The sequence below is a fragment of the Micromonospora sp. MW-13 genome, from assembly GCF_003434305.1.
Taxonomy (GTDB): domain Bacteria; phylum Actinomycetota; class Actinomycetes; order Mycobacteriales; family Micromonosporaceae; genus Micromonospora.
Genome location: NZ_QKKX01000009.1, coordinates 68357 through 94858, shown reverse-complemented (window position 1 = coordinate 94858; position 26502 = coordinate 68357). Strand labels below are relative to the sequence as shown.

At 65.8% G+C, this 26502-nt stretch carries 19 protein-coding genes and 1 pseudogene; 11 read left to right on the top strand and 9 right to left on the bottom strand.

What is annotated here, in order from left to right:
- Positions 1-355 precede the first annotated feature (355 nt).
- From C5N14_RS04535 to C5N14_RS04525, 3 genes and pseudogenes are all read left to right on the top strand, one after another.
- Positions 356-5563 (top strand): ATP-binding protein, encoded by a 5208-nt coding sequence (locus C5N14_RS04535; protein ID WP_117665791.1) that lies wholly within the window; start codon positions 356-358, stop codon positions 5561-5563.
- Positions 5560-6726 carry a hypothetical protein gene (locus C5N14_RS31670; protein ID WP_128763515.1) on the top strand — a complete coding sequence of 389 codons (1167 nt, stop codon included), beginning with the start codon at positions 5560-5562 and terminating at the stop codon, positions 6724-6726. The genes C5N14_RS04535 and C5N14_RS31670 overlap by 4 nt, the downstream gene beginning before the upstream one ends.
- 145 nt (positions 6727-6871) lie before the next feature.
- Positions 6872-7654, top strand: a pseudogene (locus tag C5N14_RS04525) (transposase family protein).
- Between the two features lie 96 nt (positions 7655-7750).
- Here the strand turns inward: C5N14_RS04525 and C5N14_RS31665 are convergent.
- Positions 7751-8377: a hypothetical protein gene (locus C5N14_RS31665; RefSeq protein WP_128763514.1), complete on the bottom strand. Its 627-nt coding sequence runs from the start codon at positions 8375-8377 to the stop codon at positions 7751-7753.
- Positions 8378-8968: 591 nt separating this feature from the next.
- Positions 8969-12301, bottom strand: a complete 3333-nt coding sequence (locus tag C5N14_RS04520) for an NERD domain-containing protein (protein WP_165878034.1) — start codon at positions 12299-12301, stop codon at positions 8969-8971.
- Between the two features lie 414 nt (positions 12302-12715).
- On the opposite strand from C5N14_RS04520, the gene C5N14_RS04515 reads away from it, so the two are divergent.
- Together C5N14_RS04515 and C5N14_RS04510 are read left to right on the top strand one after the other, a co-directional pair.
- Positions 12716-13249 carry a hypothetical protein gene (locus C5N14_RS04515; RefSeq protein WP_128763513.1) on the top strand — a complete coding sequence of 178 codons (534 nt, stop codon included), beginning with the start codon at positions 12716-12718 and terminating at the stop codon, positions 13247-13249.
- A 13-nt stretch (positions 13250-13262) separates the two neighbouring features.
- Positions 13263-13787 carry a hypothetical protein gene (locus C5N14_RS04510; RefSeq protein ID WP_128763512.1) on the top strand — a complete coding sequence of 175 codons (525 nt, stop codon included), beginning with the start codon at positions 13263-13265 and terminating at the stop codon, positions 13785-13787.
- Between the two features lie 186 nt (positions 13788-13973).
- Here the strand turns inward: C5N14_RS04510 and C5N14_RS04505 are convergent, their stop codons facing one another.
- The 4 genes from C5N14_RS04505 to C5N14_RS04490 all read right to left on the bottom strand — a co-directional run bounded on the left by C5N14_RS04505 (position 13974) and on the right by C5N14_RS04490 (position 18012).
- Positions 13974-15446 carry a site-specific integrase gene (locus C5N14_RS04505; protein ID WP_117665781.1) on the bottom strand — a complete coding sequence of 491 codons (1473 nt, stop codon included), beginning with the start codon at positions 15444-15446 and terminating at the stop codon, positions 13974-13976.
- Positions 15443-15844 carry a hypothetical protein gene (locus C5N14_RS04500; RefSeq protein ID WP_243639159.1) on the bottom strand — a complete coding sequence of 134 codons (402 nt, stop codon included), beginning with the start codon at positions 15842-15844 and terminating at the stop codon, positions 15443-15445. Before C5N14_RS04500 ends, C5N14_RS04505 begins: the two co-directional genes overlap by 4 nt.
- Positions 15841-16737, bottom strand: a complete 897-nt coding sequence (locus C5N14_RS04495; protein WP_117666871.1) for a DUF2637 domain-containing protein — start codon at positions 16735-16737, stop codon at positions 15841-15843. The genes C5N14_RS04500 and C5N14_RS04495 overlap by 4 nt, the downstream gene beginning before the upstream one ends.
- Before the next feature lie 387 nt (positions 16738-17124).
- Positions 17125-18012: a replication-relaxation family protein gene (locus tag C5N14_RS04490; protein ID WP_117665779.1), complete on the bottom strand. Its 888-nt coding sequence runs from the start codon at positions 18010-18012 to the stop codon at positions 17125-17127.
- 1336 nt (positions 18013-19348) lie between these two features.
- Here C5N14_RS04490 and C5N14_RS04485 point away from each other — a divergent pair.
- The 3 genes from C5N14_RS04485 to C5N14_RS04480 all read left to right on the top strand — a co-directional run bounded on the left by C5N14_RS04485 (position 19349) and on the right by C5N14_RS04480 (position 21547).
- On the top strand, positions 19349-20005 hold the full coding sequence (locus C5N14_RS04485) for an HAD family hydrolase (protein WP_117665777.1): 657 nt from the start codon (positions 19349-19351) through the stop codon (positions 20003-20005).
- 262 nt (positions 20006-20267) lie between these two features.
- The gene (locus C5N14_RS31660; RefSeq protein WP_128763511.1) at positions 20268-20627 is read left to right on the top strand and encodes a hypothetical protein; all 360 of its coding nucleotides are present in this window, start codon (positions 20268-20270) and stop codon (positions 20625-20627) included.
- A gap of 224 nt (positions 20628-20851) precedes the next feature.
- Positions 20852-21547, top strand: coding sequence for a hypothetical protein (locus tag C5N14_RS04480; RefSeq protein ID WP_117665775.1), 696 nt, complete (start codon positions 20852-20854; stop codon positions 21545-21547).
- A gap of 208 nt (positions 21548-21755) precedes the next feature.
- On the opposite strand, the gene C5N14_RS04475 is transcribed toward C5N14_RS04480, so the two are convergent.
- The 3 genes from C5N14_RS04475 to C5N14_RS04465 all read right to left on the bottom strand — a co-directional run bounded on the left by C5N14_RS04475 (position 21756) and on the right by C5N14_RS04465 (position 25164).
- Positions 21756-22388 carry a helix-turn-helix domain-containing protein gene (locus C5N14_RS04475; protein ID WP_243639157.1) on the bottom strand — a complete coding sequence of 211 codons (633 nt, stop codon included), beginning with the start codon at positions 22386-22388 and terminating at the stop codon, positions 21756-21758.
- Positions 22389-22794: 406 nt separating this feature from the next.
- Positions 22795-23457, bottom strand: a complete 663-nt coding sequence (locus C5N14_RS04470; protein ID WP_117665773.1) for a pentapeptide repeat-containing protein — start codon at positions 23455-23457, stop codon at positions 22795-22797.
- Between the two features lie 372 nt (positions 23458-23829).
- Positions 23830-25164 (bottom strand): XRE family transcriptional regulator, encoded by a 1335-nt coding sequence (locus tag C5N14_RS04465; protein ID WP_117665771.1) that lies wholly within the window; start codon positions 25162-25164, stop codon positions 23830-23832.
- A gap of 480 nt (positions 25165-25644) precedes the next feature.
- On the opposite strand from C5N14_RS04465, the gene amcA reads away from it, so the two are divergent.
- From amcA to C5N14_RS33730, 3 genes are read left to right on the top strand one after another with little or no spacing between them, the layout of a single operon-like run.
- Positions 25645-25824: a multiple cyclophane-containing RiPP AmcA gene (gene amcA, locus C5N14_RS33925; protein WP_117665768.1), complete on the top strand. Its 180-nt coding sequence runs from the start codon at positions 25645-25647 to the stop codon at positions 25822-25824.
- Complete coding sequence (locus C5N14_RS33735) at positions 25821-26183, top strand: NAD-dependent epimerase/dehydratase family protein (protein WP_371685797.1); 363 nt, start codon at positions 25821-25823, stop codon at positions 26181-26183. The genes amcA and C5N14_RS33735 overlap by 4 nt, the downstream gene beginning before the upstream one ends.
- Entirely contained in the window at positions 26090-26422 is a 333-nt protein-coding gene (locus C5N14_RS33730; RefSeq protein ID WP_256371494.1) for an NAD-dependent epimerase/dehydratase family protein, read from the top strand. Before C5N14_RS33735 ends, C5N14_RS33730 begins: the two co-directional genes overlap by 94 nt.
- Positions 26423-26502: the final 80 nt, after the last annotated feature.

The window sequence follows — 26502 nt, the reverse complement described above, 5'->3', positions numbered from 1 at the left end:
CTGCGGCGAGGATTCGCCACCGAGACCTACCGGACCGGAGCGGATCCGCTAAATCGCCCGGGCCGGTGGATGGAAGGACGGCTACGCCACCCTGCTCGGCTACATCGACGACGTCGACCGCTGGCAGGCCAAACTAGCCCTACCAGCGGTTCATTTCGGCCACCGTACGGCGCGGACACCGGCACTATGCTGGCTCGAGTTCCGGTGCAGGATCCAGACCGTCCGGCGCACAGCTTGGACGGGGAAGGTCACGTGTCCAACATGGTCGAACAGACCATGATTGACTCACCCGAGCGAGACGGGGCCTCTCTTCCAGCACCCCACTCGCCGGATTGGGACCAGTTTGAGGACGCACATGAACCTGAGGGCGACGCACTACGGCTACGCATACCAGGACCTCATCACTGGCATCGCCCTTGTCGACCTGGTGCTTGGCACCGCCGAACACATCACGGTCGACACCAAAGGGTTCACTGGCGACCGGTTCGACGACCTGACTATCGCCTACAGGACCGGTCGGCGACTCCGTATCCAGATCAAGCACACGACTCTGGACCGCGAGCTGTCGAAGGACAGCTTTTCCGGGGACGGGAGGAGTCTCCGGCTCGACTTGCTGTTCGGCGCTCTCCTATCCGACCTTGACCAGCACCCCGGCACTACGTACCGGGTCATCGTCCGCGACGGCAACCCGGATGAGGACCTCGCCGTCGTGCTAAAGCCCGTTGACGCGGCAGGCGACCCTGGTCACCCGCTGCCGGGCGTCGCCACCCGCAGGTTCAAGTTCAACCCGACGGCCCTCCAGGAACTTGAACCCTGGAAGACGCGCCTTGCCGGTCTCACTGAGGATCGGATCCGCACGGCGTGCGAGCACCTCACGATCGACACCAGCGCCCCGGCTTCGACGCTCGACTTCTCCGCGCCCGGTCTGGCTGAGCGCGCGCTCCTACGTCGCGTTATCGAAGAGCTCGGCGCTGGCCGCACCCCTAACACCAACATTCGACCCGAGTATGCGGCGCTCGCCTTGGCTCATGCAGCCACTGGCGCCCGCGCACTCGACGGGAACGTCGCGCGGGAACACGTTCTACCCCAAGTCGGGCTCACCACCGACTTCGGTGCCGTCGCCGAAGGACACCCCATCGAACCGGCCATCGTCGTGCCCCGGGCCGGCGCTACCGCCGAAGTGCGTAAGCATGTCGACGCCGTCGCCCCCGCCGGCGGCCGCGTCGTCGTTACCGGAGAACCCGGTGTCGGCAAATCCTGGCTGTGCGAACAACTCGCAGACACCTACCGCGACGAAGGCTGGATTGTTGCCCGGCACCACTGCTGGCTCGGTGCCACCGACATCAACCGAGAGGAACGCGTCCTCACCGACGTTGTCATCGGAAGCCTTCTGCGGCAGCTCGAACAGATCGTGCCCGAAGCCACCACAGACCTGCGGCCCAGGTTCGCCGCTACCCTGGAAGCGCTCACCGTCGCAGTGCAGGCATGCCGCGAGACGCGCCCCGGGCAGAGCGTGCTTCTTATCGTCGACGGTCTCGACCACGTTGACCGGGTTCTGGGCCGGCGTACCAGCCGGAAGACGGACCCCTCCCGCCTACTGGTTGACCAGCTTGCCGCCATCGACCTCCCGCCCGGCGTTTGCATGCTCATCGCGAGTCAACCAGGTTCCCACCTCGCGAACGCAGCACCCGCGGCCGGGGACCTCGTCCAGATGCCCCGCATGTCGTGGGAGGAGATCTGCACTCTCGCGACCAAGCATGGGCTGCTCACCGAGCCCGGGGGGACCGAGCCGCTCGATGATGACGACGAACGCGCCATCGTCGATCTAGTCCACGGCCGTTCCGGCGGCAACGCGCTCTACGCCACCTACCTGTGCCGGTACGCGACCCGCACGTCACCGCTCGACGACGGCGCAGCGCCGGGCACGGTCAACGACATCATCCACCGGCTGGCGCGTGTCCCCGACACGGCCACTGACATCGAGGCGTACTACGAGTACCTGCTTGACGCCATGACCGACGACCAGTTGTTCGCCATCGGTATCCTCGCGCTGTGCGACTTCGCGCTGTCCGCGGACGAGCTCGGCGAACTGCTTCCCCCAATGGTGAAGACGTTGTTGGCATCCGCTCTCAAGACGCTCGCACCCGTGCTGAACTCGCAACCCGGCCTCGGTGGCCTGCGCATCCATCACGAAAGCCTTAGCCGGCACATCCTGCGCGGCAAGGACGACGAGTGGGTCGCGTCCATCCGTGAGAGCGCGGCGGCGTGGCTCGCGGCTCGCGGGTTCTTCACCGACGCGCGAGCGTTCCGGCACCTTCCCGAGCTCCTCGCGCGCTTGGACCGGTACGACGAACTGAAGGAGCTCATCCAGCCGGGGTTCGTCGCCGAAAGCATCCGCGCGTTACAACCGCCGGAGGCGCTGCAGCGGGTCGTCGGGATCGTTGCTCGTGAAAGCGAAGCACGGCTCGACTGGCCGACGCTGATCACCTGCGTCGAGACCCGCAAGTCAATCGACACTTACGAGACCGAGTCGCTAACCGACTCGATTGTCGAGTACGCGGACGTCGTGGTGGCCATCGTCGGTGCCGACGTCGTAGCCGAACGACTCATGTACGAAGGACGGCCCACATTCCCGTCACGGTGGGGGCTCCGCCTCTGTGAGTCAGTTGATCGAGCCGGAGCCGCGGCTCCGTGGAAAACGTACATCGACGCCCGAGAGTCCGAATCGAAACGCGAACGCTCCACCTACAGCTCGGACGGCGATGGCGCACTCCACCTGGCAATCCAGCTCGGTGCGCTCCGCCTCCGCAATCAGCGTGGTGACGTCCCGCCGGACCTGGCCGAACAGGTTGCCGAGAACCTAGAACTCGACCACGACGCGTCCCTTGAAGATCTGGTCGACGTGTTCACCGCCGGTCTCCCGGCGGGGTTCATGCCGGATGTTGCGGCGGCGATGACCGACCCCGACAAGGCAGCTCGGGTCTACCTGGCACTCGCCAACCTCGCCGCAGCCGGGACACCCGGCCTACCCGATCCGGCCGACCTCGCCCGGCAGGCGTGGGGGCTTGCGCCGGCACTCGACATCGTCGGGTACCTGAACCACGGCATCCCCGCCGGTGACGTTCTCGCAGGGCTGGGAACCATCGACCTTGACGCGGACATCCAGGCCGCCACCGACGCCATCCTCGGCCATCGTTCCGCCAACTACGGCAACATCCAGCGGTGGCTTTCGCTCCTCACGCTCGCCCACGCCCTCGACCGGAGCATCCCGCTCAAGTACGCCAGCCAGCTCGCGGGCGTCGGCTTCTATCGCGCCTGGCTGCGGTACGCGGTGGCGACCATCTGCGTCGCAGAGGACGTCGCCGCCGGCCTCACCACGGCAGAAGCAGCCTCCACGGCCGTCCAGGTCGCGCTCGCGGACCTCGCGGCTGAAGCACACCCGTTCACCGGTGACCCGCGGGCGTGCGACCTGTATTCCATTCACTCGCTCGTTCACAAGGTCGTCGAGAGCTCCCTCATCGTCGTCCAAACCAGCGATCTCGACCCGGTGCTCGCCCACCTCGTCGCCATCGGCGACGGCACCACCACCACGACCAACTTCGGACTGCCCGAGAATGGGCCCCTCGCAACCAACGACCTCCTCGAAATCCTGTCTCGCGTTTCCGACCACATCGGCGTCGGCGCCATCCACGCCCTGATCAAGGTCATCAGGGACCGACGCCGTGACACCAACACCCAGTACAGCATCACCGCCGGCTTCGAACTCGCGACCGCCCGCATCTGCGTCGCCGCCGGCGCGAAGGATGAAGCCGACGAATGCTGGCGCCGCGCCTGTCTACTCCTGGCGAGCTACGGCGGACATAAAGACCCCACCATCTTGGAAATCATCGACAGCATCCACGACATCGCCGACGTCGACATCGACGCTGCGCGCGCATGCCTAGAGAAGCTCGTCGATCTCGTATACCTGGTGCGGCAGCACACCAACGGCCGCGGCACCTCAGGCTTCGTGACCCGGTGGTGGGAGGAGGCTGCAACCATTGATCCGATTGCTGTGGGCATCGACGGCGCGGACACCCTCCTCGCCATGCTTGGGTTCGAGGACGTACGCGCGTACACCGCACACACGCACCTACTCGAAACCCAGGTCATGGCTGCGGACCCAATCGTCCTGGCGGCCCTCCGACTCACCGTCGGGACGGGCTGGCGTCGCCCGACCACGGACCTTGAGCTCCTCACCCGGCTCGCGAATGAGCTCGGCAGGAGCCCGCAGACGGACGTGATGCTCGCCATCGTCGCGAACAATGTCGCGGCGACCTACGACGACCAGCCGATGCTGTACTCCAGCGATCAGCCCAAGTCCGCGGTGACACCGGAGCTTGTCGACGCAGTCGTCCGATTGGGTGGCCCAGCTTTCCTGGCCCGGACGCCGCGCCCGGAGCAGAAGCGGAACAGCGCATGGGACTCCAGCCCGAAGCCTGACCCGCTGGAGTTGCAGAAGCGGCTCGTGAGTGACCAGCGTCCCGTCGTCCTCGATGGCCGGGCGGGTGCGATACTCGCGGCACGCGAATTCGACAACCAGCGGTATCGGGACAATGCGGTTCCCAGGTGGAACCTCGACGCGGTTACGAACGCCATCGGATGGCGCATCATTGAAGCGACCCTGACCTCTGGTGCAGAGGCGGGTATCGGGCTAGTTGACGACGTCGCCCGTGAGGTGTCCCGGTTTTCCGATAACGAGGTGTTCGCTGGTCTTGGCGAGGGCCTCGCCGCCCGCTGCAACGGCACCAGCGACGCGTTGAGGACGGTCGCGAGCTACTGTCTCACGCTCGCTTACATCCGTATCCGCGGCGGAGGCGGGTGGCGCTCGTTCGCCGGACGGGAACGTGTAAACCTGTGGACCACAGCACAAGAACTGGATTCGGTTACCGCGGAGAGGACGCTGGCGACGGCGGTCGCCGAGACGGTTGATTCAGATGCGCAGCGTACGTACGGGGTGACGCAGGCTGTGGTCGCAGCGTTCGCTTCGGCGCCGACCGGCGCGCCTGGTGGTACGGCGGTCGAGTGTTGGGAGGCTGCGTTCCCGGTCATTCAGCATCGGCTTCCGGGGATCGCGGAACGGGCCGGTCACACGTACCGGCCGACCGCGGCCCCTGACTCACAGGAGGCGTTGGAAGTTGCCATGGCGACGCTTGCGTTGGCGACGATCTCGCAGCCGCTGCGCGCGGACCTGCGACAGACGCTCATCGCCACCACCCTGCTCGTGACGTGCCGGCCGAGGATCGGGCAGGCGGCACTCGTCCACGTACTGCGGGCAGGGTTGGATGCAGGCCGAACCACATGGCTGTTGGACGTCGTACGCGCCTGCCTGCCGATTGGCGAGCTGACTGATGAGATGGCGGCAGAGTTAACGCGACTGGCAGGGACGGATTGGCTATCGGTGCGCGCGCTCGCGGACCAGATCCTCGATGCACACGGACGTCCGGTTCCGCACCCACCGACGACCGAACCGGCCCCGAAGGTGCGTGCCGCCTTTCACGACCTCATGAAGGAGCGCGAATGACGTCGGCGACACCGGAGGAGCGGGCTGACGGTCTCATGACCCTGTTTCTCGATGACCGCCTCGAGGATGCGAAGGAGCCCCCGGGACTGCGTGACGCAATCGTCGAGCGGCTTGTCGGGCAGGTCGACGACATCGGGAAACGTTTCGGCGAGCAGATCGACCATCTACGATCATCGTGGGCTAAACGGATGCCGGACGCGTACCTCGCGGACGAAGAAGTCGTCGAAAACGAACTGCAGGCTACTGCTGCCGGCATCCGGACGGCGCGAGCGCTAGAAGGAGTCCTATCAGACCCCCGACGATTCGAACAGACTCTTGCGCAACGCCTGGCACCGAACGCGCGATGGGCGCTACGCGGCGAAGCATCGAGGGTCCCCCGGCCCTCAACCCGAGCCAGCGTGCTCAACTGGTCGCTGACACCCATTCCTTGGATCGAAGACAACGCTGAGTGGCCCCCCGCCGGCGCAATCGCTCTCGCGGGTATCCGGCAACTCGCCGGTGCAGACGGCGAGCCGGTACGCGTCAGCGAGGAGCCGTACAAAGGATGGGTTCAACTTGCCATGTTCGAGCGGCAAGCAACACTCGCCACCCGCTCCCCCGACATCGCAGCCCGGCAAATACTCATCGCAACCGGAATCGAGGCGTGCGGTGGACGGCCGCCCGTCGACAGCATGCCGCTCTCCCGCGCCACACCGTACCCGTGGGCCGTCGGCTACAAACACCTCGCACCCAATCTCGACGCCGAACGAGCCCGCATCGCCCTCAGTTCCACCCGAAGACCCCTCGCCGCACTCATCGACTACGAGGGACAACCGGGCGCCCCGGCGCATGACCGTGGAGTTGGACTCCAACGCTTCACACTCGTCCCCCGGATCGAAGTCATCGCTCTCCTCGGGCTCCGCCCCGAAACACCAGCACTACGTCACGTCCTCGTCGACGACAACGGCACAGCAATTGTCGGCCGGCAATGGCGCGGCTTTCTCATCCACGATGGCAGCTATAGCCCACTCGAACCAGCCATCCACGGAGCCGACCTAATCCTCCGCCCCGACCTTTACGAAACCCTCGTAGACACCGTCGGTAAGGATCGACATTCCCTCGGTGTGAGCGTAAGCCATTCCGAGAACGCCCCATCACCCGGCCCACCAAAAGGCAGCGATTGACGGATCTGGCCTCTCCATATTGAGCCCTTTTCATCGTGACGGGGCTGGTCACGGACGGTGGGGCAGGGCAGGGATCCACGTAGGACGAGGCTACCGGTAAGACAGCAGTCGACCAAAACCCGATGCCCCAACCGGAAGCCTCGCTGTGTTGTCTTACCCTGCCGCGATTCCCCTGTCCAACCGCACCCTCAACCGCCTGTCGGACCTGATCCGCGGCCACCGCGTCCACCGCGGAAGCAGATGGCGACGTCTGAACCCCGGACGGCAGGCGCTGCTGGTCCTGGCGCACCTGCGCAACGGCGACACCTTCTCCCGCCTCGCCGCCGGCTTCGCCATCGGCACCACCACCGCCTGGAGGTACGTCCGCGAGGCGATCAACCTGCTCGCCGCCCTCGCCGACGACCTCAACGCCTGCGCCACAAGAGCAGCACGACTGGCCTACGCCATCCTCGACGGCACCCTCATCCCCATCGACAGAGTCGCCGACCAGAAGCCCTACTACTCGGGCAAACACAAACGACATGGCGTGACCGTGCAGGTCGTCGCCGACCCCGCCGGACGACTGGTCTAGGCCTCACCCGCCCTACCCGGCGCGGTCCACGACCTGACCGCCGCGCGGACCGTCGGCCTCGTCGACGCCTTGACCAGCAGCGACGTGATGACGTTCGCGGACAAGGGATACCAAGGCGCCGGCGGCACGATCCGGACCCCGTTCAAGCGCCACCGACACCGGCCCCGCTTGTCGCGGCGGCAGAAGGCCGTCAACCGAGGCCACGCCCGCATCCGAGCGGTCGGCGAGCGTGCCGTCGCCACCCTCAAAGGCTGGAAGATCCTGACCAAGCTGCGCTGCTGCCCACGACGCGCCACCGCGATCGTTCAGGCCATCCTCGTCCTACATGCCGTCGAGAACGACCGCTACTCAGAATGAAAAGGGCTCAGTGGTAGGAACAATCAATCCTGCCTCATCACGGTCGGGAGCCAGTTCGGCGCAAGGCTCCGCTAGGGGAGTAGCGCTTTCGAACCGTTACACCAGATGATTGCGGGTCCAAAGTAGAAGATCCGTGTACGCCGCGATGGCGGCATACAGATCCTCGCGCAATCCGGCCATCGTAATTAGTCGAGATTCACGAGTCCGGCGGTCCACTAGTTGCCACTCAACTCGTCGGGTCTTGCCTGGTCCGTCAGGGCGCGGATAAGCATCACCAATGACACGTATTATGCTTCCGTGTGCCAACTCGTTTCGACGCCTCACAGCACCGTACAGCGCCTCGCGCGGAAAGTTGCTGCTTGCTTCCAAGTAGCCACCACTCGACAGAAGCGACTCTACACGACTTAGTCGTTTTCCGATCATCCACTGGTCTATCTCACGTTGACGCCTTTCGGGATCGCTTGGCCTTTCTAGCTGGAGGATAACGTCTCCGAGAAGATCTTCTAAGACAGTGCTCTGAGTTATAACGAGACCTCGCCGTTCATCAAGTGCGCTGCGTTCAGCAACCTCTTCCCAGTCAAGGTCGGCCGCATCCTGGAATGATAGGAGAAGGTCGTAGTCGGAGAAGACGTTCAAAGGTTCGTTCGAGCCGTCGTCAAACGACACCTCCACAACTTCAACCGACATCTCCTCGAGGGCTCGGATGCTGTCCTCTTCCAGCATCCCGGCATAAACCCAGTCAACGGCGTACGAACAAGCAAGGTCGGGATAATCTGGCGTTCGAAAGTGGCAGCGCCAACCATTAGCGCTGGGAACTAACTCCGAACTCCCGCGCTGTACGTCGCCATGCCGTGGGCACCGCATGTGTGCGACGGATGGAACCGCTTGCCAGCGACGAAGTAGTGCGACTTGCTCAGGAGCAAAGGGTGCATGCACCTTTGGCGTGTGGGTCGGAAGTCCCAGAACTATTCGAAGGGCCACGCGATATCTCCACCATCTCGAACCGAAAGGCCAACTCGGTGCAAAGCTGCCGCTACTCCTAGCCTGCCGTAGCACCACCATCGTGTGTAGCTGCCTATGCCACTTGGACTTCGTTGATCTAGCAATATACCAAGCTTATCGAGGGCGTTTCGGGAGCCAGGAAAGGCAGGGATCGGTTCGGTGGCTCGTCGTCAATGATGAAGTCGCGGCGTTCGCTTCGGATCTGACTCCTCGGATCTCGATGTCGTCGAGTAGGCCGCATCGCGGCTGATGTCGAGGGTATGCGTCGGCGGCCGAGTTGAGCCTCCAGCATCTGCACCGGGCTGTCGTTGCTCATGTCGCAAGCCGCCTGATAGCGGCGATGGCTGCGCGACCGTGCTGGCGGTCGTCGACAAGCGGATGTAGCAGTTCAGCGGATGCTGCCGTGCCGACCTCGCCTAGGACTTGAATGATGAAGCCTGTCCGGTCAAAGAAGGCGTGGGGGTGGGGGAACAGCGAGATGAGCTGGTCTTCATGATGGAGACTCCACTCGCAGATGAGCCGAACGTCGGTGCGGCCTGTCTCGATCATCCTCTTGATGAGTGGCAGCTCTTCTGGCTCGCGATAGTGGTCCGATCCAGTGATCCAGAAGAGCGCATCTGCGGCTGCGGGTAGAGCTTCCGTGCGGAGCTTCGCCCAGCTCGCCGCGTAGTTTTTGGTCGGGTCGACTCGGTGGGTCTCAGCGCGGTAGGTCCAGAACAGGATCTCGCCGAGGATCTCCCATGCGCGAGAGGCGTCATTCTTGGGTTCAGCAAGTTGCGGCGGCTCCGCTACGTACTGAGCCCAGCCTTTGATGCCAACTCGGTAGTTCGCGGCGGTCTCTTGCACCCCCGGCCCTACTATCAAGCGTGTCGCCCAACGCTCGAACGCCGGCAACGTCGAGGGGTCTTCAAGTTGGATTAGGTCTCTCAGCAGAGTGTCCATGAAGAACGTCGAAGTCTCGTCGGCGAATGCAGCAATCGTTAGCAGTTGCGCTTTGGCAGAGCTTTCCAGTTCCTCGATCGCCGCCCAATACGGGGCGGCGATTGGATCCTCGAACTGGCTGCTGTAAATCCCGTAAGCCGCATTGCTGCTTGCTTTCGTTCTCGGCGATTGAATGATGGCTTGGATGGCGTCACTTACGAAGCCGTGATCATTTTGGTCCTCGATAAGCCCAAAGGAGTACATCGTTTCCACGAGCTGACTGGAGATGAAGATGTGCTTGGGCTCGAACTCCAAAAGCTGACCGATGATGTCATCGCGTATCGGACCGCCCTCGACCGTCTGCGAGTACCGTCGTACGGTGTCCAAGCCGTCAAGTTGTATGTGGTAGGCCTCACTCGCCAGACAAAGTCGGAGGAACTCTGGTAGGAGGGCACTGGCTGCTGGGTCGTTCGCTGACCGCAGGAGATGGCACAACAGGAGTAGGCGTCCGTAGTTCTGATCCGTAGTCGCGGCGAGGATCTCCGCTAGACTCTCGACCGCAACTTGGTCCTCGCCGCTCTTATGCCGGAACCACTTATTCATGCCAGCGTGGTTGACGGCGTCGAGTACCACTGCCGCTGGTGCTTTGGTGTGATTTCCGAATCCCCGCAGGGTGCAACTCACGACTATGCTCGGCGGCGGTCGAGTTCCTTCACGCTGCTGCTGGAAGGCTACGGACCGCCGGCATGCGCGGTCGGTCGCGTCGATGACTTCAACGACGAGGCCCAGCGAAAGGCCGCGCGGAGCGAGTGTGCCAAGCGCTCCGAGCACGGCAATGTCTGCTGGCGACAGCTCTGTGCCGTTGACTACCTCCATCTGGAATCCCTCGCTGAAGAATCTGTATTCAGTTCGGTCTAGGTCGTTGACGATCGTCCGAGTAACGCGTCGCGCCGCTGCCGCGCTAACCCTTGATGCCAGCTCGCCTGCAGCGCCCATGAGCGCAGTTGCGTAGAGGTGCCGGTCGTGCATCGCGTCCAGTAGGTGGGACAGTCGGGGCAGGTCGTCTTCCAGTTCGATCGCAAGTGCTGTGAGGTCGTGGTTCCGTGGCAAGCTGAGCTGCGCGGCAAGCTCGGTTGCCGCCGCGGACGCGAGTGACAACTCCTCGGCCACGAGGTACCGGCCGAGTAGTTCATGGCTGAATGCGACGCGGCCGTCACTGAGTTCCAGAACGGAACACCGCATCACGTCGTCTAGGACGCCGATCGGTGCCCCAATGTCGTTCAGGTAGCGCTCGATAACTCGTACGGCATCGTTGACCGGCAGTGAAACCACAAGGCGATGACCCATCGTACTGGCGATGCGCCGAAGTGCCTGGCGGCAAATGGCAGGTGCGGAACCATCGCGCAGGCGGCGCCACAGGAATGCGGCGAATAGTTTCGCCCGGGTCGGCGCTCCGTCGATTTCGAGGGCGCATTCTGCGGCGATAGCCAGTTCGTACGCGCTCGAAAATGGCCCGCATTTGTCTTCGATGGCCGGCGCGCCGTACGAAGTGAGCAGGGCGACACGTTGGTCTGATGACAAGACTGTCGTTTGCACCGTGGTTGCCTCAGTTCTAAGCGGAGGCGACGGCACAGACTGGCTGGTTACCAGAACGAGGGGATCGAGGCGAAGGTCTAGCGCCCTAACGTCTCCAGCGAACTGTTCACGCATTGCTTCCGGGCATTCATTCAGTCCATCCAATACGATTAAAAGTCGGCGCCCAGTACGTCTGATGGCCTCCTCGAGCTGCGTGAACGTCTTCGTGCTGAATCGGGCTACGCTCCTGTTCAGCAACGTCGACAGCCGGCCGTCGTAGCTTCGGACGGCCACCCAAACAGGTACCAGTTCGTCGGACATAGCTAGCGTGGAATGCCGGGCGAGGTGGCTCTTCCCGCTGCCAGACTGCCCGACGAGCAGCACCATTCCCGCGTCGTGAGCAAGCCTCATAAGCTCATCGTGCATGATGTCGTTGCCGTCAGCGACGAGCGACAACGGAACTAGCGGCGGCAGGCCGGCGCTATAGAAGTCGCGGTATCGGCGGAGATAGTCCTCGACCTCCAACGCTCGATCCTCGGATGAGAGGCCGGCGTCGCCGATCGAGGACCTGGCGTTCGTCAACAATCTCGCCCTTATGTACTCGTCCCAGTGTCGCCGCGTCCATGGCGCTGGGTCGCCAGCGGACAGCAGCAGCTGCAGGAAGGCCGGGTATCCCAGCGTGGTGACCCTGTAGTCAGATGGCACCTGCGACCTCGGGTCGAGCGTCGGGAAGACAACCACGACAGTGTCGATGTGCTTGTAGAACTTGTCTCGTACCGGTCCGGGAAGACCTGTCGCCACTAGGTCGTGCATATCATCACTGATGGCAAACGTGCAGGTTGCGGCCTGCATGTAGGGATTCTGCCGCTCGATCAGACGCAGCGAGCCATCCTCGTCCTGAGTTCTCCATGGCCCGTTCGTGCCGCCAACGAGGATCCCCCGGTAGCTCTTCAACTCAACGTGGCAGACCCGAGCATCCGTCACGATGAGAAAGTCCACCTGCCGCGCCCCGCGCCCGGTATAGAAGTTCGCCAGCACGAGCGCGGAGACACCTCCCCGGCCAAGATCTGCCCGCAGCTCTGCCAGAAATTGCAGCTCGGACCGTTCGAGAGGCTCGTCTCCCCAGTAGATGTCGATGTTCGCGGCCATCAGCTCCCACCATGCGTGAAGACACGACGACAAGACGCCAGGGTGACTGAGAGTACGCTGCATCTCTGACAGCCACCGCTGCTGATGTGACTGTCCAGCATCAGCAGGGCAGACCGCGCCGCCCAGTCCGTCACCCTCATGCTGGAGGCCCAAACGTCCACCGAGCAAGCGTCAACGAGGGCGTGCCGCCGTTCGGCCAGGCTCAGCGCCCCGGCGCCTGCGCCACGTGCCTTGCCTGAGCCTGAGGGGTGGGTGCCTGGCGGGCTACGACGTGCGGGCCGTGAGGGTTCCGGTATCGCGTGAGCCCCGGCGTTCGGGCATTCTGTGCTCATGCTCGTGGTTGTGACCCCGCTATCGGGTCCCTCGGACTCTGGCTGGTTCCGGTGGATGCCCGTGGCGTCAGCCGTCGTCGCAGTGTTCGCGCTGCTGGTTGCGCTGTCAAACCGCAACACTTCACGGCGCGCGTTGGCCCTTTCCTTGCAGCAGGAAGAGCGGCGAGCGGCCCGGCTGACCGTCACCCTTGATGACTCCGCATCATGGCGTCGTCAGGACGCACCACGGTGGGTCGGCATGAAGATCCTCGCGGTCAACCCCACTGACCGTGATGCCGCCGTCGTCAGCGCTGATCTGCACATTGCCTACACCCTGCAGTCCGGTCATGCGATGACGGTCAAGGTTCGCCACGAGACCACCGGCGATGCGTTCCCGACTGAGGTGGAGGCTCTGGACCTACCTGCGCGGCTGCAGGCCAACGGCGCGGTCGCCGGTTGGCTGACGTTCCGGCTACCTGCCGACTTGTTCCCTCCGGGTGCGGGGATTCATCGTTATGACGCTGTTCTGCAGGACAGCCGGGGTATCGCCGCGACAGCCAGCGCGTCTGTTCTACGAGAGGTGGGTCATGATCAGAGGTCGGACGATCAAGAAACGGCCGGCGAGACGGAGAGTTGATCCTGCCGACATCGTGCCCGTCGTCGCGGACGGATCAATTGCTGGCCCGGTCGCTGACGGCCGGATGGTGCCACTGGTCATCATAGATACCGCCACCCGGCCTGACCTCGATGAACTGGTACGGCTACACGATCACCTGTCACCTGGTGACATCACATACAGGTGGGGCCAGGTAGACCGCGACGACGATCAGGTAGCCCTCTCGCTACAGTTCACCCGGCCGATCGAGCTCCGCGCGACCCTGTTGTTCAGCATCGAGCACGAAGGCATCATCGTCGACGCTGCTCTCAATAGCCGGGCCCTCTACCTACAGCCGGGTCGGCCGGGCGACCGCCTGAAGCATGACCCTAACCGGCCGAAGATCCTCATCGAGGCGCCCGACGACGATTTCCGGGACCGATGGGAAGGTGTCGTGATCCAGCGCCTGACCAAGGTGATACGCCGCCGGAAGCGGATGCCACGCGCAGAAGCGCGTCAACTGGCCGCAGAGTGGCTTGACCAGTCGCGCATCCTGAGCCGGTTCCGGATGCCAACGTGAGACAGTATCCGCCTCTACATGGGCAGGACGGCCGACCTCCTGGCCACAGGGCCCGCGCAGCCATCGGTAACGGCTCGGATGATCTACAACTTTCTCTTTATCGCGGTCAAGGCGCTGATACTGCGTAGGGCCGGCCGGGAACTTCGCCAGCTGGCCCTACGCAGTATCAGGTGGTGAACTTGCGAACTATGCCGGCCTTGCGGTGCTACCGCGTCGTGGAACGACGGCGGCGGTTGCTTCGGCGGCGGCGTGTGAGATTTCGGGTAGGACGTCGCCGTAGAACTTGGCGGTGAAGTGTGGGCTGGAGTGGCGGAGTCGGTTGGAGATGACTTTCATCTGGACGCCGGCGGCGAGGCCCATGGTGGCGGCGCCGTGGCGGAGGTCGTGGAGTCGGATGGGTGGTAGTCCGGCTTGGGTGGCGAGGTGGTGGAAGTGGTCCGTGACGTCGGCGGGGTGGAGCCGGCCGCCGGTGGGCGTGGTGAACACCAAGCCGGTTCTGGTCCAGGTGGTGCCGGCGGCGAGGCGTTCGCGGTGGTGGCGTGCGCGGTGGGTGCGGAGGACGGTGACGGTTTCGGTGTCGAGGGCGATGGTGGCTTCGCTGTCGCTGGTCTTGGGGGTGTCGATGGCGGTGGCCCAGCCTTGTTGGACGAGTTGCCAGCGGACGGTGAGGGTGGCGGCGTCGAGGTCGAGGTCGTCCCAGTGCAGGCCGCAGGCTTCGCCTCGGCGGAGGCCGGTGAAGACGATGAGGTGGTAGAGGGCGTAGAGCCGGTCGCCTGCGTCGTGGGTGTGGTCGAGGAATCTGCCGGTGTGTTCGGGGGTCCAGATCATGACCGGGCTGGGGGTCTTGCCGGTGTCGCGCCAGGTGCGGACGCGTTGCTCGGTCCACACGGTGGGCTTGGGGGCCCGGGCGCGGGGTAGCTCGACCAGGAGGGCGGGGTTGAGGTCGAGGTAGCGGTGGCGGCGCATCGCGTCGTTGAGGGCCTTGCGGAGGGTGGCGTGGATGACGTGCATCGTCCTCGGGCCGACGACCCGCTGGTTCTTGACCTGGTCGCGTTTGGCCTGGTTGCGGCTGGCGCGCAGGGTGGCGATGGTGGTGTTGCGCTCGGCGATGGCCTCGTACATGGCGTCGATGTGACCCGGGCGAAGCCGGTCGATACGCAGGTGCCCAAGGTGCGGGATCAGATAGAGGCGGATGTGTCCCTCGTAGGAGCGCAGGGTGCCCTTCTTGATGTTCTTGCGTCCGGCGAGCCAGTCGGTGAGATATACGGCCATGGTCGGTAGTTCGGTAGGGGTGATGTCCAGGTGCAGGGTCCGCCGTACCTGGTCGGGGGTGGGTACGGGTGCGCCGGTCTTGACGGCGGTCTCGATGAGGTCCCCGGTCTTGACCATGACGTGTAGGTCGCTGGCGTCGGGTACGGCCAGGGCGGCGCGGATACGGTCCAGCACGGTGTCGGCGTCGGCTTGGGTGGGGTAGGGGCCGTGACGGAGTGGGCGGCGGGTGCCGTCGGCGCGGGCGGGTAGTTCGATCTGCCAGTGCCACTGCCCGTGGTTACGGGACCAACCACCGCCGGGCCGACGCAGATCAGGACAGGAGCGTCCCAGGCGGCGGCCGGTGGTGGTGTCGCGGCAGCCGCAGCGTTTGAAGATGGAACCCTTCACTCGTCGTCTCCTGGGTGCTCGACGTGGTGCCGCCAGCGGTGGCGGGTGTAGTCCGCTGGTGGCGGGGTCGTTGCATCCACGCTCGACACCCCGACGGGATCAAGTCGCCGGCTGACGTCGGGATCCGGGGCAGGCTGGTCGAGGAGGAGGAGCTGGAGGAGGCCGGTGACGGGGACGATGATGCGGGTCCCGGCGCGGATCAGTGGCGTGGGAAAGGTGTCGGTGGCGGCGAGGCGGTAGGCCTGGGACCGGCTGATACCGAGGACGGCCGCGGCGGTGGGCAGGGTGGTGGCGGCGCCGAGCGCGCGGATCCGCTCGGCGGTCCACGGCACGTTGGTAGGCGTGTGGGGGCCGGCGGCCGGTTGGGTGTGGGGGTCTGGGGTGGTGTGGGCGTTCATGGGGTGGGGTCTCCTGACTGCGGTGGAAGCGGTGCAGAGGTACGCGCGGTTCTAGGCGTGGCGGGTTCCGGTGCTGTCGGCGGGGTGCTGCGGTCGGCGGGTCCGGGAGTCTGCTGGCCGGTGGCTGGGTTTGTTGGGGCCTGGTCGGCTTTGAGGATCTTCAGTAGTTGGGATGCGCGGGTGTTGGACATGGTGTGGCCGGTGGCGCGGAGCGCGGTGGCCAGGGCAGCGCGGGTCAGCGGCTGGCCTTCGGCGGCGAGGTCTTCCTGGGCGCGTCTGGCGACCAGGAGCAGGACGTCGGTGTCGGTGGGGTGGGTGGACGGTCCGCGCCGCGACGGCCGATGCTGGCGGACCGGTCCACCGGTCCGGGAGTGGCCCGGTCCGGCGTCGGAGTGATTGGTGGGGTGGTGGACGGTCCGCGCGGGCAAACGCCGGTCCGCGGTCGGCAGCAGGGACGGCTGGACATCGCTGCGGTCCGGCGGAAGCTGGCTTGCGGTGGCGATGGACGGGTCCGCGGGTCGGGCGGTGGACGGGTGCGTTCCGGCTGGTGTGGGTGGGGGTGGGGTGTTGGTGTAGCCGAGGGCGATCTTGACCATGACCAGGAAGCCGAGCGCGGGCACGGCCGCGGCGGTCCAGCCGATCGGGGACGGCTCGGCCTCCACGACCTGCGCCGCGAGTGACAACGTCACCGCGCAGGCCAACACCGTCGCCGGGAACGCTGTCGAGACCTGGGCTCGTTTGCGGCGGCGCAGTTCCAGGCCGGAGGCGATGGACATCAACTCCAGCACGATCGCGTCCGCCCATGCCAACCACCCCGGCTGACCGTGAGCAGCGGCCACGTTGTGGACATGGGTGAAGCTGGCCGCACCCGCCGCCCCACCAATGGCCAACATGATCACGACCTGAACGAACCCCTCCACTGGGCCTCGTCCCGGACCGGCGTTCGGATCACCGGGTGCGGTCGTGGTCGCCCACCTCCCCCGGCCGGACCACCAGCACGCCCGGCCCGCCCGTACGTGCGGACCGGACCAGGGGGCGGACGGTCCCGGCGTGCCTGACCAGGACCGTGGATGGCCCGGTCCGGGGTCGGTCCGCGGATCGGCCACGCGGGCGCCGGGACGATACCTCGGTCCGCTCGCTGTCAGGGCTGTCCGGTGCTGTCACCGGTCTGTCAGCAGCCTCCAGTGAGACGCTGACAGACCAGTGACAGAACGGCTCCGGGGTCGTCACCGTCGCACATGCCGACCGCACTGTGAAGAGGTCCGGGGAGATGTCGTCGGTCATGCCGCCTCCCCGGTCGGGTCACGGTCGTCGAGGACCCAGGCCGACAGGTCAGCCAGCGTGGACCGTTGTCCGTCACCGCCGGCCACCGCCCATACCGCCTCGGCGGGGCACAGGCCCGCCGTGGTGGCGTGGTCGCGGGCACCGGTAGCCGCCGGCACCCGCGGTGGCGTCTCGGCCAACATCCGGCGCAGGTTGCGTTCCCGGGCGGCGGAATGCAGCCAGAACAACACCGGCCACGCCCGCCCCATCGCGGCGAACCACTCCCGGTAGCCGACCAGCTTCCCGGTCAACACCGACAGCGGCTCACCACCGGTGTCGTACTCCACGAAGAACGGCACCACCCTGCCGCCGGTAACCCACAGGCCGTAGCCGTCTGGGCGGACCCGGGGTTGGTAGGCGCGCACCAGAGCCGGATCCTCTGGCCTGGTGAACACCCCCGACCGCAGGCACGCCGCCTCCGACAACCACTCCCCCAACCGAGCATCCGGATGAGTGCGGGCGTAGCCGGCAAGGTCGGTGAAGAAGCCGTTCACCCCCAGGCGGTGCTCCAAAGTGCGGCTCGACGTCCAACGGCGCCGCTCCACCCGGGCGTGATCACGCCGAGGCGGACGCTCATCACGACCAGCGGCAACGACCTCCGCGCCGAGCTGATCGATCACGTAGTGGTACGGGTACGAGCCGCCGTCAGCGCGCTGCGGACGGAACCGCGCCACCAACCGCAACCGGTACAACGTCCGCAACCGCCGCTGACAGAAATCCAGAGACGGATACAAGGCGTGCGCGATCTGGAACGACGTCAACACCCCGTGGTCGTAGAGCCAGCCCAACAGCACACGGTCACGTGCGGTCAGTTGGGACTGGACCCGAAGAACCGGATCATCCACCAGCCACCACCTCCCCTCCAGTACGGAATGCCAGCCCCAGGGGGAGAGACCCGAGACCAGGAGGGGTCTGTCGCAGGACAAGCCAGCAGCGCTGACAACCGACCTGACCAGCGGTGCGAGACACGACAGGGGGTCCGTCGGGACGTCCGGTTGAAGACTGACCTCAACACCGACACCAACCCGGACCCCGCAATGGACACTGAAACCGGATCTGCCACCGCCACCGGCACCGAGCCGGAGCGCACAGAGACGAGATGAACCACGAACACAACAACTCCTTGATCGAGAACAATGAGAATGCGCGACGACATTCACGACGCCGCAGGGATAAACAGCCACAGCCAGTGCGACGGACTGCGGAGAAGCGCACTGTGGAGTTGCCAACGAACACGCCGACCGGGCATCCGGTCGACCCGAGAGCGGATGAGGACAGCAACGACCGACACGACCACCAGAAGGGCGGTCGCGGCAGCAGTTTCGGAAGCAGGGCGGCATACCGCCGCGCCGGCAGGCGGCGCAGCGCAGCGGGGGACAAAGCCCCGGGAGCCGTCGACATCACGGCTCGATAGGGCGTCGACTCAACCCGCCGGAGAAAGATCCTTCATCGCGAACCCCCTACCACTCAAAACCAACGACGATCCGCCCGCCCCGAGCCTCGAACGACCGACCGGCGACGCTCCCCTACGGAACGTCGCCAGCCTGGCCGATCGAACCCGGCAGACAGACCGCCACGCGATCACTCGCGTACCAGTACGCCTCCCCCGGCAGCACCCTGTCAACCAGCATCGCCAGCAGCCGATCACGACGTCTCCGGACCCAGCCGGACGCACCGACACCCGCCAACCCGCACTGGACCCCAGCGGCACAAATCCACGCCCGCAATAGGCAGAAAAATCTTGACCAACGCTCGTAAACGTCTCACCTCATGAGACGATCTTCTGACCCGAAGCACACTTGCGGGCCAGGAATCGAGCCCGGAGAGGGCCCGTTCGCATGACCGAGGCGCAGACGACCTCCGCCTCTCACACCGCCCGACGCGGCTTCTGGTGCCCAACTTGCCGGTGTGATCCTCAGAGACCAGGCCGACCTACGCCCCCACCCCACCAGCACCAATCTCGGGGCCGCCTCATACCACGCGCACGGCCTGCCGCCGCCCCAGTCCCACATCGAGCGGTCACGATTGAGCCGATCCCACCACCTCATGCCCACCGGCCAGCAAGGTCGAAGACGCTCGCCCAGCGCCACGGGGTAACACTTCACCCTCACCGCGCCAAGCGGCTCGGCTCGGCTCGGGGCGCACGTTGATCTACCGAAGGGCACACGGCACAATCGCCAGGTGATCACCAGCGTGTTCTTCGATGTGGGCGAGACCATCGTCGACGAGTCCCGCGAGTACGGCACCTGGGCAGACTGGCTCGGCGTACCACGCCACACCTTCTCCGCCGTCTTCGGCGCAGTCATCGCCCGCGGCCTCGACTACCGGGAAACCTTCCAGGTCTTCCGACCAGGGTTCGACCTGACCCAGGAACGGCAACGCCGCACCGCAGCAGGACAACCCGAATCATTCACCGAAGACGACCTCTACCCCGACGCCCGCCCCTGCCTGGCCGCGCTACGCGCGGCAGGGCTCCACGTCGGCCTCGCCGGCAACCAGACAGCACGCGCAGAAACCATCCTGCGCGCCCTGAACCTCCCAGTGGACGTGATCGGCACCTCGGACGGCTGGGGCGTAGAGAAGCCCTCCCCCGCCTTCTTCGACCGCGTAGTCACCGAAGCCGGTTGCCCAGCCGACCAGGTGCTCTACGTCGGAGACCGCCTCGACAACGACATCCGACCAGCACAAGAAGCAGGTATCCCCACCGCACTCATCCGCCGAGGGCCCTGGGGACACATCCTCAACGACACAGCGATCAGCGACCGCTGCCTGTTCCACCTCGACTCACTCACCGAACTACCCGACCTCATCCGCAAACACAACAAGCCGACCACCTGACCACTGCCCAACCGCTCGAATGAAGCTGCCCAGCACGCGGTAAGCGGCATTTCCGGGCGTCGCGGGACAGCATGGGTAACACAGAGCGTGACGGCCATGCAGACGCGCGATCAGCTCACCGAAGAGTTGCGGACTTCCGCGCAGCGGTCGCAGTTGTCGGCGCCGACTGTCGGCCCCAGTAGCCCGCACGGCGGGCGCAGGATCCGCCGACCGAAGCGGGGGTTACGGTGGATAATTAACAATCCGACGATGAGGCTGCAAAATGATCAATGTCCAGGAGTTCGCGCAACGGCTGAGTACTCTCGGAGCTGATGCGTTCACCAGCGACGACGTCGTGGACCTGGCGACCGCGGCCGATGTGCGCATCAGCGCAGACGTCGAGATCGACGCCACCCTGGCGCAGCGCTTGCTCGACCAGATCTCGCCCACCCTGCCGGTCACCGGGGCCCAGATCGCGGCGACGCAATGGCCGCCACCGGAGTCTTCCCGTCCTGCAGCGCCTTCGGTGTCGTTCTCCAGCCCTGGTGCCGTCGACGGACCGGCTGATCAGCCGACCCGACGCCGCAGTTCTGGGTCTGCGGGTAGCGGTCGGCGACCCGGCTCCCGACGAACTGGCAGGTGAACCTGCAGTCCCAGCTTCTTCAGCAACCGCCAGACTGCTCGCCGCAGCCGTCGACCACGACGCGAGCTGCGAACCCAACTCTCGCCGCCATCATCGGCTGAACTTCGTCCTCCTGTCCGGCTCCGTACGCCCGGGCAGGCTCGACGCACGATGATCCCGGTAAAGCACGCGGATCGCGGCAATAGCGGATGGGCGTTGTGCCCGTCTCACCCGGGTGACAGGCGGTGGCCGAGACCATGGAAGCTCGCTTCATGGATTCGTTGCTCGCTGACCTCAACCACCCGGCGATCGAGGCGTTCCTCGACGCCGTGGACGAGGTCATGAACAGCAATACGCTTATGCTCAAGGTCCGCGCCGACGTCCCGGTACAACCGGGCAACCGGGCAGCGATCCTGTCCGACTTCCTTCGCGCCCCTTTGTTCCACGAGATGATGCTCACCGCGGACCGGGCGCGCGGCTGGTGGATGTTCCACGAAATGCCGTATGAGCCGACCGCAGCGGCGCCGATCCCGGCTGCGGGCGCCCCGGGGTCGCTGGTCCGCGACGGGTTCCGACTGACCCTCAGCCCACTCGACGGCACCGGCATGGCCGCCCGCCTGCGATGGATGCTCACCAGCGCCTGCAGCCCCTACCGCCGCCACCTCGACGAGAACCGCGCGCGAGACCTGGCCGGGGAGTTCCTCCGGCACGTGTTCGACTCCGGAGGCGGCCTCTGTCCCGTCGAGCCGGACCGGCGGTCGGGGACCGAAACACCGTGGGAGTTCTACACCGTACGGCCGGACTTCCTGCGGGGCATGGACGAGCACGCCGACGAGCCGTACCAGCCCGCGTACTTCGAAGGCTGCGAGTCGGCCGACACCGCAACGTTCTTCCACCAAGGCGAGGTCTTCTACCTCCTGCTCACCAACGGCGCCCCATAGAGCCAACACAGTTCGAACGGGTATACAAATGTATGGTCGTCGATTTCTGAACTTCCTGTCATCGGCATGAGAGGGTGCCTCAGTTGCCCATCTCCGGCGAGACAGGAGATTCGCTCACCAGCAGAACCCACGGTTGTCGGCGGGTGCCGTCGGCGCTCGGCTACGGCGAGCGGCCCTGTCGGTGTGCCTACCTCACTCTCGCGCTGTTCTACCCGTGCTGGTCGGGGGTGTTGAGGATCAGCAGGAACCGGGCTTTGGTGTCGGTGTCGGCGAGTGCGAGCGTCTGGTCCAACACCGCCTGCGCGGCCATCTTCGGTGGCGTGGGCGTGCGTCGGTGTTCCCAGCCGGAGACGGCCGCGTCGCTCGCTCCCAGCCGTTGAGCGAAGTCGTGGACGGTCATCCGTAGCGCCTCCCGAAATGCGCGGACCTCCCGCTCGGTCCACCGACCGACGACCACCGCCTCACACTGGCACCTTCTCGGCTCCGCCGGTGCGCTCGGCTGCGCCTGAATGGTGGGAGCGATGAGGCGGGCAGCGCGTTGCCGACGCTCGCGGTCACGTGCCGATGCCCGCTGCTCGTGGAAGTCCCGCACCAACGCGGCGACCTGGTCGAAGGCGGCCAATAGCGCCCCGTTGGCACCGACCACGTCGTCGGCGTCGCACCAGAAACCCCGGATGCTCATGTCCCGACCGGTCTCAGCGTTGGCGAGCGTGCTGCGCGAGTAGCAGATCCGCTTGGCCAGTTGCGCCTGCGTCATCCCGGCAGCGGCACGCCATCCGGCCAGCTGCCGGCCAAGATCCTTACGTTGCTCGGCCACCAGCCCCGAGGTGATCCCGTCCACCGAGCCGAACCCTCTCGGCAGGACCGGCGTAGACCCCACTCCCCCACCCCGTCGAGTCGACTGCACACCTACGGTCATCGACGCCCCCACCGGCCCACGAACCGATACCCGAGCGACCAACCAGTCACGGCAAGAGAACCAGCCGGCAGAAGTACAGAGTCGTCCGCTACGGCGGTGAACGGCCAGATGCGCGCACCGAGCTGCCCACCCAGGACAAAGGCTTGGGCGTCAGCACCGTCGGAGCGCTCCACCGCGAACGCGGTCGTATCAACGTACAACCTCACCGGCAACGCCGCCGCCCCCGCGGCCGGTAGCCCACGACTGACATTCCACCGTTCCACTGCGACACCAACAGACCCGACGAGCGCGGCCACAAGCCGACCGACGGGCACTCCCCATCCGAAGATCATTGAGCCCGCACCGCGAGGTGGAGTTCACCGATAGCCAGGTGGGTCAGGTCAGGCAACTGCTCCTCGGTGAGCGTGACCCCGTACAGGTTCGCGAGAGCGGTCTTCAGGCCACGCAGCGAGTTGCCCCGCAGGTCGGCACCCTGGAGCTGACTCGACGCCAGTTCGAGGCGAGCCAGCTGGCACGATCTCAGGACGACCTTGGGGAGCCGGCAGGAGGACCAGGTGGCGTCGGTAAGGATGCAATCGACGAACGCCACCGCTCCGCCAGTGGCGACCCGGCTGAAGGTGGCGTAGTCGAAGCGGCAGCCGTCGAACAGGACATCCTTGAGACGGACGTCGGTGAGCCGGGCACCGGTGAACCGCGACCCTGTGACGACGCTGCGTTCGACGCTGAGCCCGGACAGGTTGGCGCCGGAGAAGTCGGTGCGGACGATCTCGCAGCCGAAGACCGTTCCCCCTGCCCAGGTGCTCTCGCTGAGGTCCGAACCGGTGATCCGGCTACCCCGAACACGGACCTCGTCGAGGGCGACACCCCGCCAGGAGGCGTTGTCGACATGGAGGTCGGTGAGATCGGCATCGGGCTCGGTGGTGCTGTCGAGATCGTCGGGGTCGAGATCGGGAAGCAGGATCGTCACGTCGCCGACTGCGGTGGTTCGCATGGGTCCTCTACCTGTTGGACGGCCACGCGGGAGGTCGCACCACGTGGCGGGAGGGTCTGCCGAATCAGCGGGTCACTTCGTCTTCTTGTTCCAGTTATCCCAGCTCGGCCGGCTGCCGACCTGGCCACTTTGATCAACGTTACCTTCCGTAATGGTTAGGTCGCGGATGCGCAGGCGGCTGTCGCTGGCACAGCACCGTGTGAGTGCTTACCGGTCGGTCGAAGCGCCCGACACGGGGAATCCATTCGGTGCCCAATGCTCCATGTCGATGTCGTTGACGACGGATAGAACCAGCGACCCAGGTCTGCTCCGGCTTTAATCGCCCACGGAGCTACCCGATGCCGGTTATTGGCGAATCGACGCCGGCCCGCTCTAACTACCAGGTAGCGCGGCGCGACTGGCGGTCAACGCGGTGACGCGTTCGTCGAGTCGGGCACCGTTGCGGCTGTCGCCGAGTACGTTGCGGACGCTTCGGACCCGGTCGAGGCCGGTGCCGTACCAGTCGGTGTGTAGGGCATCGACGGCCTGGTTGAGGTACTCGGCAGCCCGGTCACCGTCATTGCCATGGGCGTTGGCAAGGTCGGCGAGGACAACGCTGCGCTGTTTGGCGCCGGCCCCGGGGAGAGCGGCGAGTGCCTGATCCAGCTGGGTGGCGGCTTCCCCGTGGTCGCCATCGGCAAGAGCGGCGTAGCCGGCGAAGGAGTGCAGACGCGTGTCGTCGTAGAAGTCGAACCATTCAGGCGGCACAGGGCTGCCATCAAGCGCCTTCGATGCCAGATCGATGTGATGGCGGCTGGCCGCCGCTGCTCCGGCCCGGCCCTCGACCTCCGAGGCGACGCAGTGCAACCAGGAGCGAACCATGGGGCTGACACCGTGCCAGGTGTGTTGGAGGGCTGCGTTGGTCAGCGTGCGGGCCTTCGCGGGATCGTGGCCGAAGGCGGGAATGAACGCCATATGGCCGAGAACAGCTGCGGCCAGAGCATGGTCGCCGGCTTCGCGGGTGGCAGCGAGGGCGACGTCGTAGCAGCGTTCGGCGACGGCGGGTTGGCTGAGGTCGAAGAAGGCGAGTCGGGCGGTGAGCAGTGCGGACTCCGCGAGCGCTCCGGCGAGACCAGTCCGATCGGTTCCGGTCGCGGCGCGGAGGAGCCCGATGCCGAGCTGAGTGTGGGCGTAGGCGGCCTCGTACAACGGCCGGGCCGGACTGGTCCAGTACAGCTCTCGCTGACAGCGCACGATCTGCCGGTACGAGTCGGGGTCGACGGTCTTGCCGCCGGCGTGCGCGGCGTGGGGATCGAGTGATAGCAGCGGCGCGACCAAGGGCAGCATGCTGGCACCGACGAGCGCACGTAGTACGGACGCCCGGTCCCAGCCGTTGCCGTTGTCGTCTCGGGTGAGCATGTCCCACAACCTCCTGAACTCGTGCAGTGTTTCCGCAGCCGGGCGTACGGCCAGTTCGTCGGGGGTGAGCAGGCCAAGGTCGCTCGCTGGCTTACCGAAGATCGCGACCAGGTGCTTGCGGTAACGCGGGTCTGGCCACCGATCCCCGGTCTCCCAGCGTCGCACCGTGTTGGCGTTGAGCCCGGTGTCGGTCTCGCCTGCGCGGCTCATCTCGGTGCGGATGCGTTCGGTGGTCTCCTCGTAGGACCAGCCGCGTTGGAGTCTCTCCCACGCGAGCTGCCGGTTCGGGGAATAGCGCCGTCCCGCCATCGCGCACCTCCGGACATCGCCTGTCGACGTGGATCACGCTAGCCACTGCCGCTACAGGTCGTCACTACCTGGTTGCGACTGGACGGGTAGTGGACGGTACCGGCCCACGGCTGGGAACGGTTCGCTAGAGCTGGACATCGAACGCCGCCGTTGCCGGTGGCACCGGTGTCCACCGATGACCGTCAACGGCATGGGGTTCATGGTGGACGTACTGATCAGGACTGACAAGGCGTCGCCCCAGCTGGGTTCAGATGTCGTGATGGCTGTCGGCGCAAGTCCCGTGAGGTTGGTTCCTCGCCTGCGTACCGCCGTCGAGGCTGCGCAGGCGGGTGATCGGCGGGGTGCTCCCAGCCGCCGCCTCCCGGTGGCGGGCCTGCCGGTCTTCCGGTGGGTCCGCCACGCCGGCGGCCGACTCCGCAGACCTGGCGCACGTCCTCGGCGATCACGGCGCGGCATGGGCGGGTCGGAAGCGGGACCGCGATGACGGTGTACGTCTCCCGTAACGCCGCTACGACAGCCACCGGTTCGACAAGATCCGAACGACCGGGTGCTATGCCGGTGATCGATCAGACCACGCTTCCCCAGGTAGACCCACCCCTGTACACCCAAGTCTGGCGTCGGCTCTTCGAGCAGAGCCCGGGAAGGGAGGAGCAGCGATGATGTCTCGTGTCTTGGTCACCGGAGCGGCCGGCTTCATCGGCTCGCACCTGGTCGACGCGCTACTGGGCAGAGGAGTCAGGGTCGTCGGCCTGGATCGGCGGCGGGTCGGTGAGCACGCCCTCGCGGACGAGAACCTGGCCCAGGCGGTCGTCAGTCCCCTGTTCACGCCGTACTGCCTGGACTTGGCCGTTGACCAGTTGGACGACGTGGTGGCTGGCTGCGACACCGTCTTCCATCTCGCCGCGCGGCCGGGTGTACGGCCGTCGTGGAGTCGCGAGTTCTCGACTACACCCAGACCAACGTGCTCGGCACACACCGGTTGCTGGAGGCCTGCACCCGCCAGGGGGTGCGCCGGCTGATCGTCGCCTCGTCGTCGAGCGTCTACGGTCCGGCCGACCGGCCCAGCCGCGAAGACGACCCCACCTGCCCGGTCTCCCCCTATGGGGTAAGCAAACTGGCTGCGGAGCAGCTATGTCTCGCGTACGCCCGGCGAGCTGACAGCCCGCTCAGCGCCGTCGCGCTGCGTTACTTCACCGTCTACAGGCCTCGGCAGCGGCCCGACATGGCGATCAACCGAGTTCTCGATCGAGGGATGTGACGGTCGGCGCCGCAGCGGCCAAGCCGTTGGGTCCTTGGTAACGGCGGCGGCGATCGGTGTCGGCTGGAGCCAGCTCGCGT

What these genes read in the sequence shown, in the direction of transcription:
- C5N14_RS31670 (WP_128763515.1), top strand. Translation starts at nt 5,560, where the DNA reads ATGACGTCGGCGACACCGGAGGAGCGGGCTGACGGTCTCATGACCCTG.
- C5N14_RS31660 (WP_128763511.1), top strand. Translation starts at nt 20,268, where the DNA reads ATGATCAATGTCCAGGAGTTCGCGCAACGGCTGAGTACTCTCGGAGCT.
- C5N14_RS31665 (WP_128763514.1), bottom strand. Translation starts at nt 8,377, where the DNA reads ATGCTGGAAGAGGACAGCATCCGAGCCCTCGAGGAGATGTCGGTTGAA.
- C5N14_RS04495 (WP_117666871.1), bottom strand. Translation starts at nt 16,737, where the DNA reads ATGTTGGCCATTGGTGGGGCGGCGGGTGCGGCCAGCTTCACCCATGTC.
- C5N14_RS04500 (WP_243639159.1), bottom strand. Translation starts at nt 15,844, where the DNA reads ATGAACGCCCACACCACCCCAGACCCCCACACCCAACCGGCCGCCGGC.
- C5N14_RS04520 (WP_165878034.1), bottom strand. Translation starts at nt 12,301, where the DNA reads ATGGCCGCGAACATCGACATCTACTGGGGAGACGAGCCTCTCGAACGG.
- amcA (WP_117665768.1), top strand. Translation starts at nt 25,645, where the DNA reads ATGACGGTGTACGTCTCCCGTAACGCCGCTACGACAGCCACCGGTTCG.
- C5N14_RS04465 (WP_117665771.1), bottom strand. Translation starts at nt 25,164, where the DNA reads ATGGCGGGACGGCGCTATTCCCCGAACCGGCAGCTCGCGTGGGAGAGA.
- C5N14_RS04470 (WP_117665773.1), bottom strand. Translation starts at nt 23,457, where the DNA reads ATGCGAACCACCGCAGTCGGCGACGTGACGATCCTGCTTCCCGATCTC.
- C5N14_RS33735 (WP_371685797.1), top strand. Translation starts at nt 25,821, where the DNA reads ATGATGTCTCGTGTCTTGGTCACCGGAGCGGCCGGCTTCATCGGCTCG.
- C5N14_RS04535 (WP_117665791.1), top strand. Translation starts at nt 356, where the DNA reads ATGAACCTGAGGGCGACGCACTACGGCTACGCATACCAGGACCTCATC.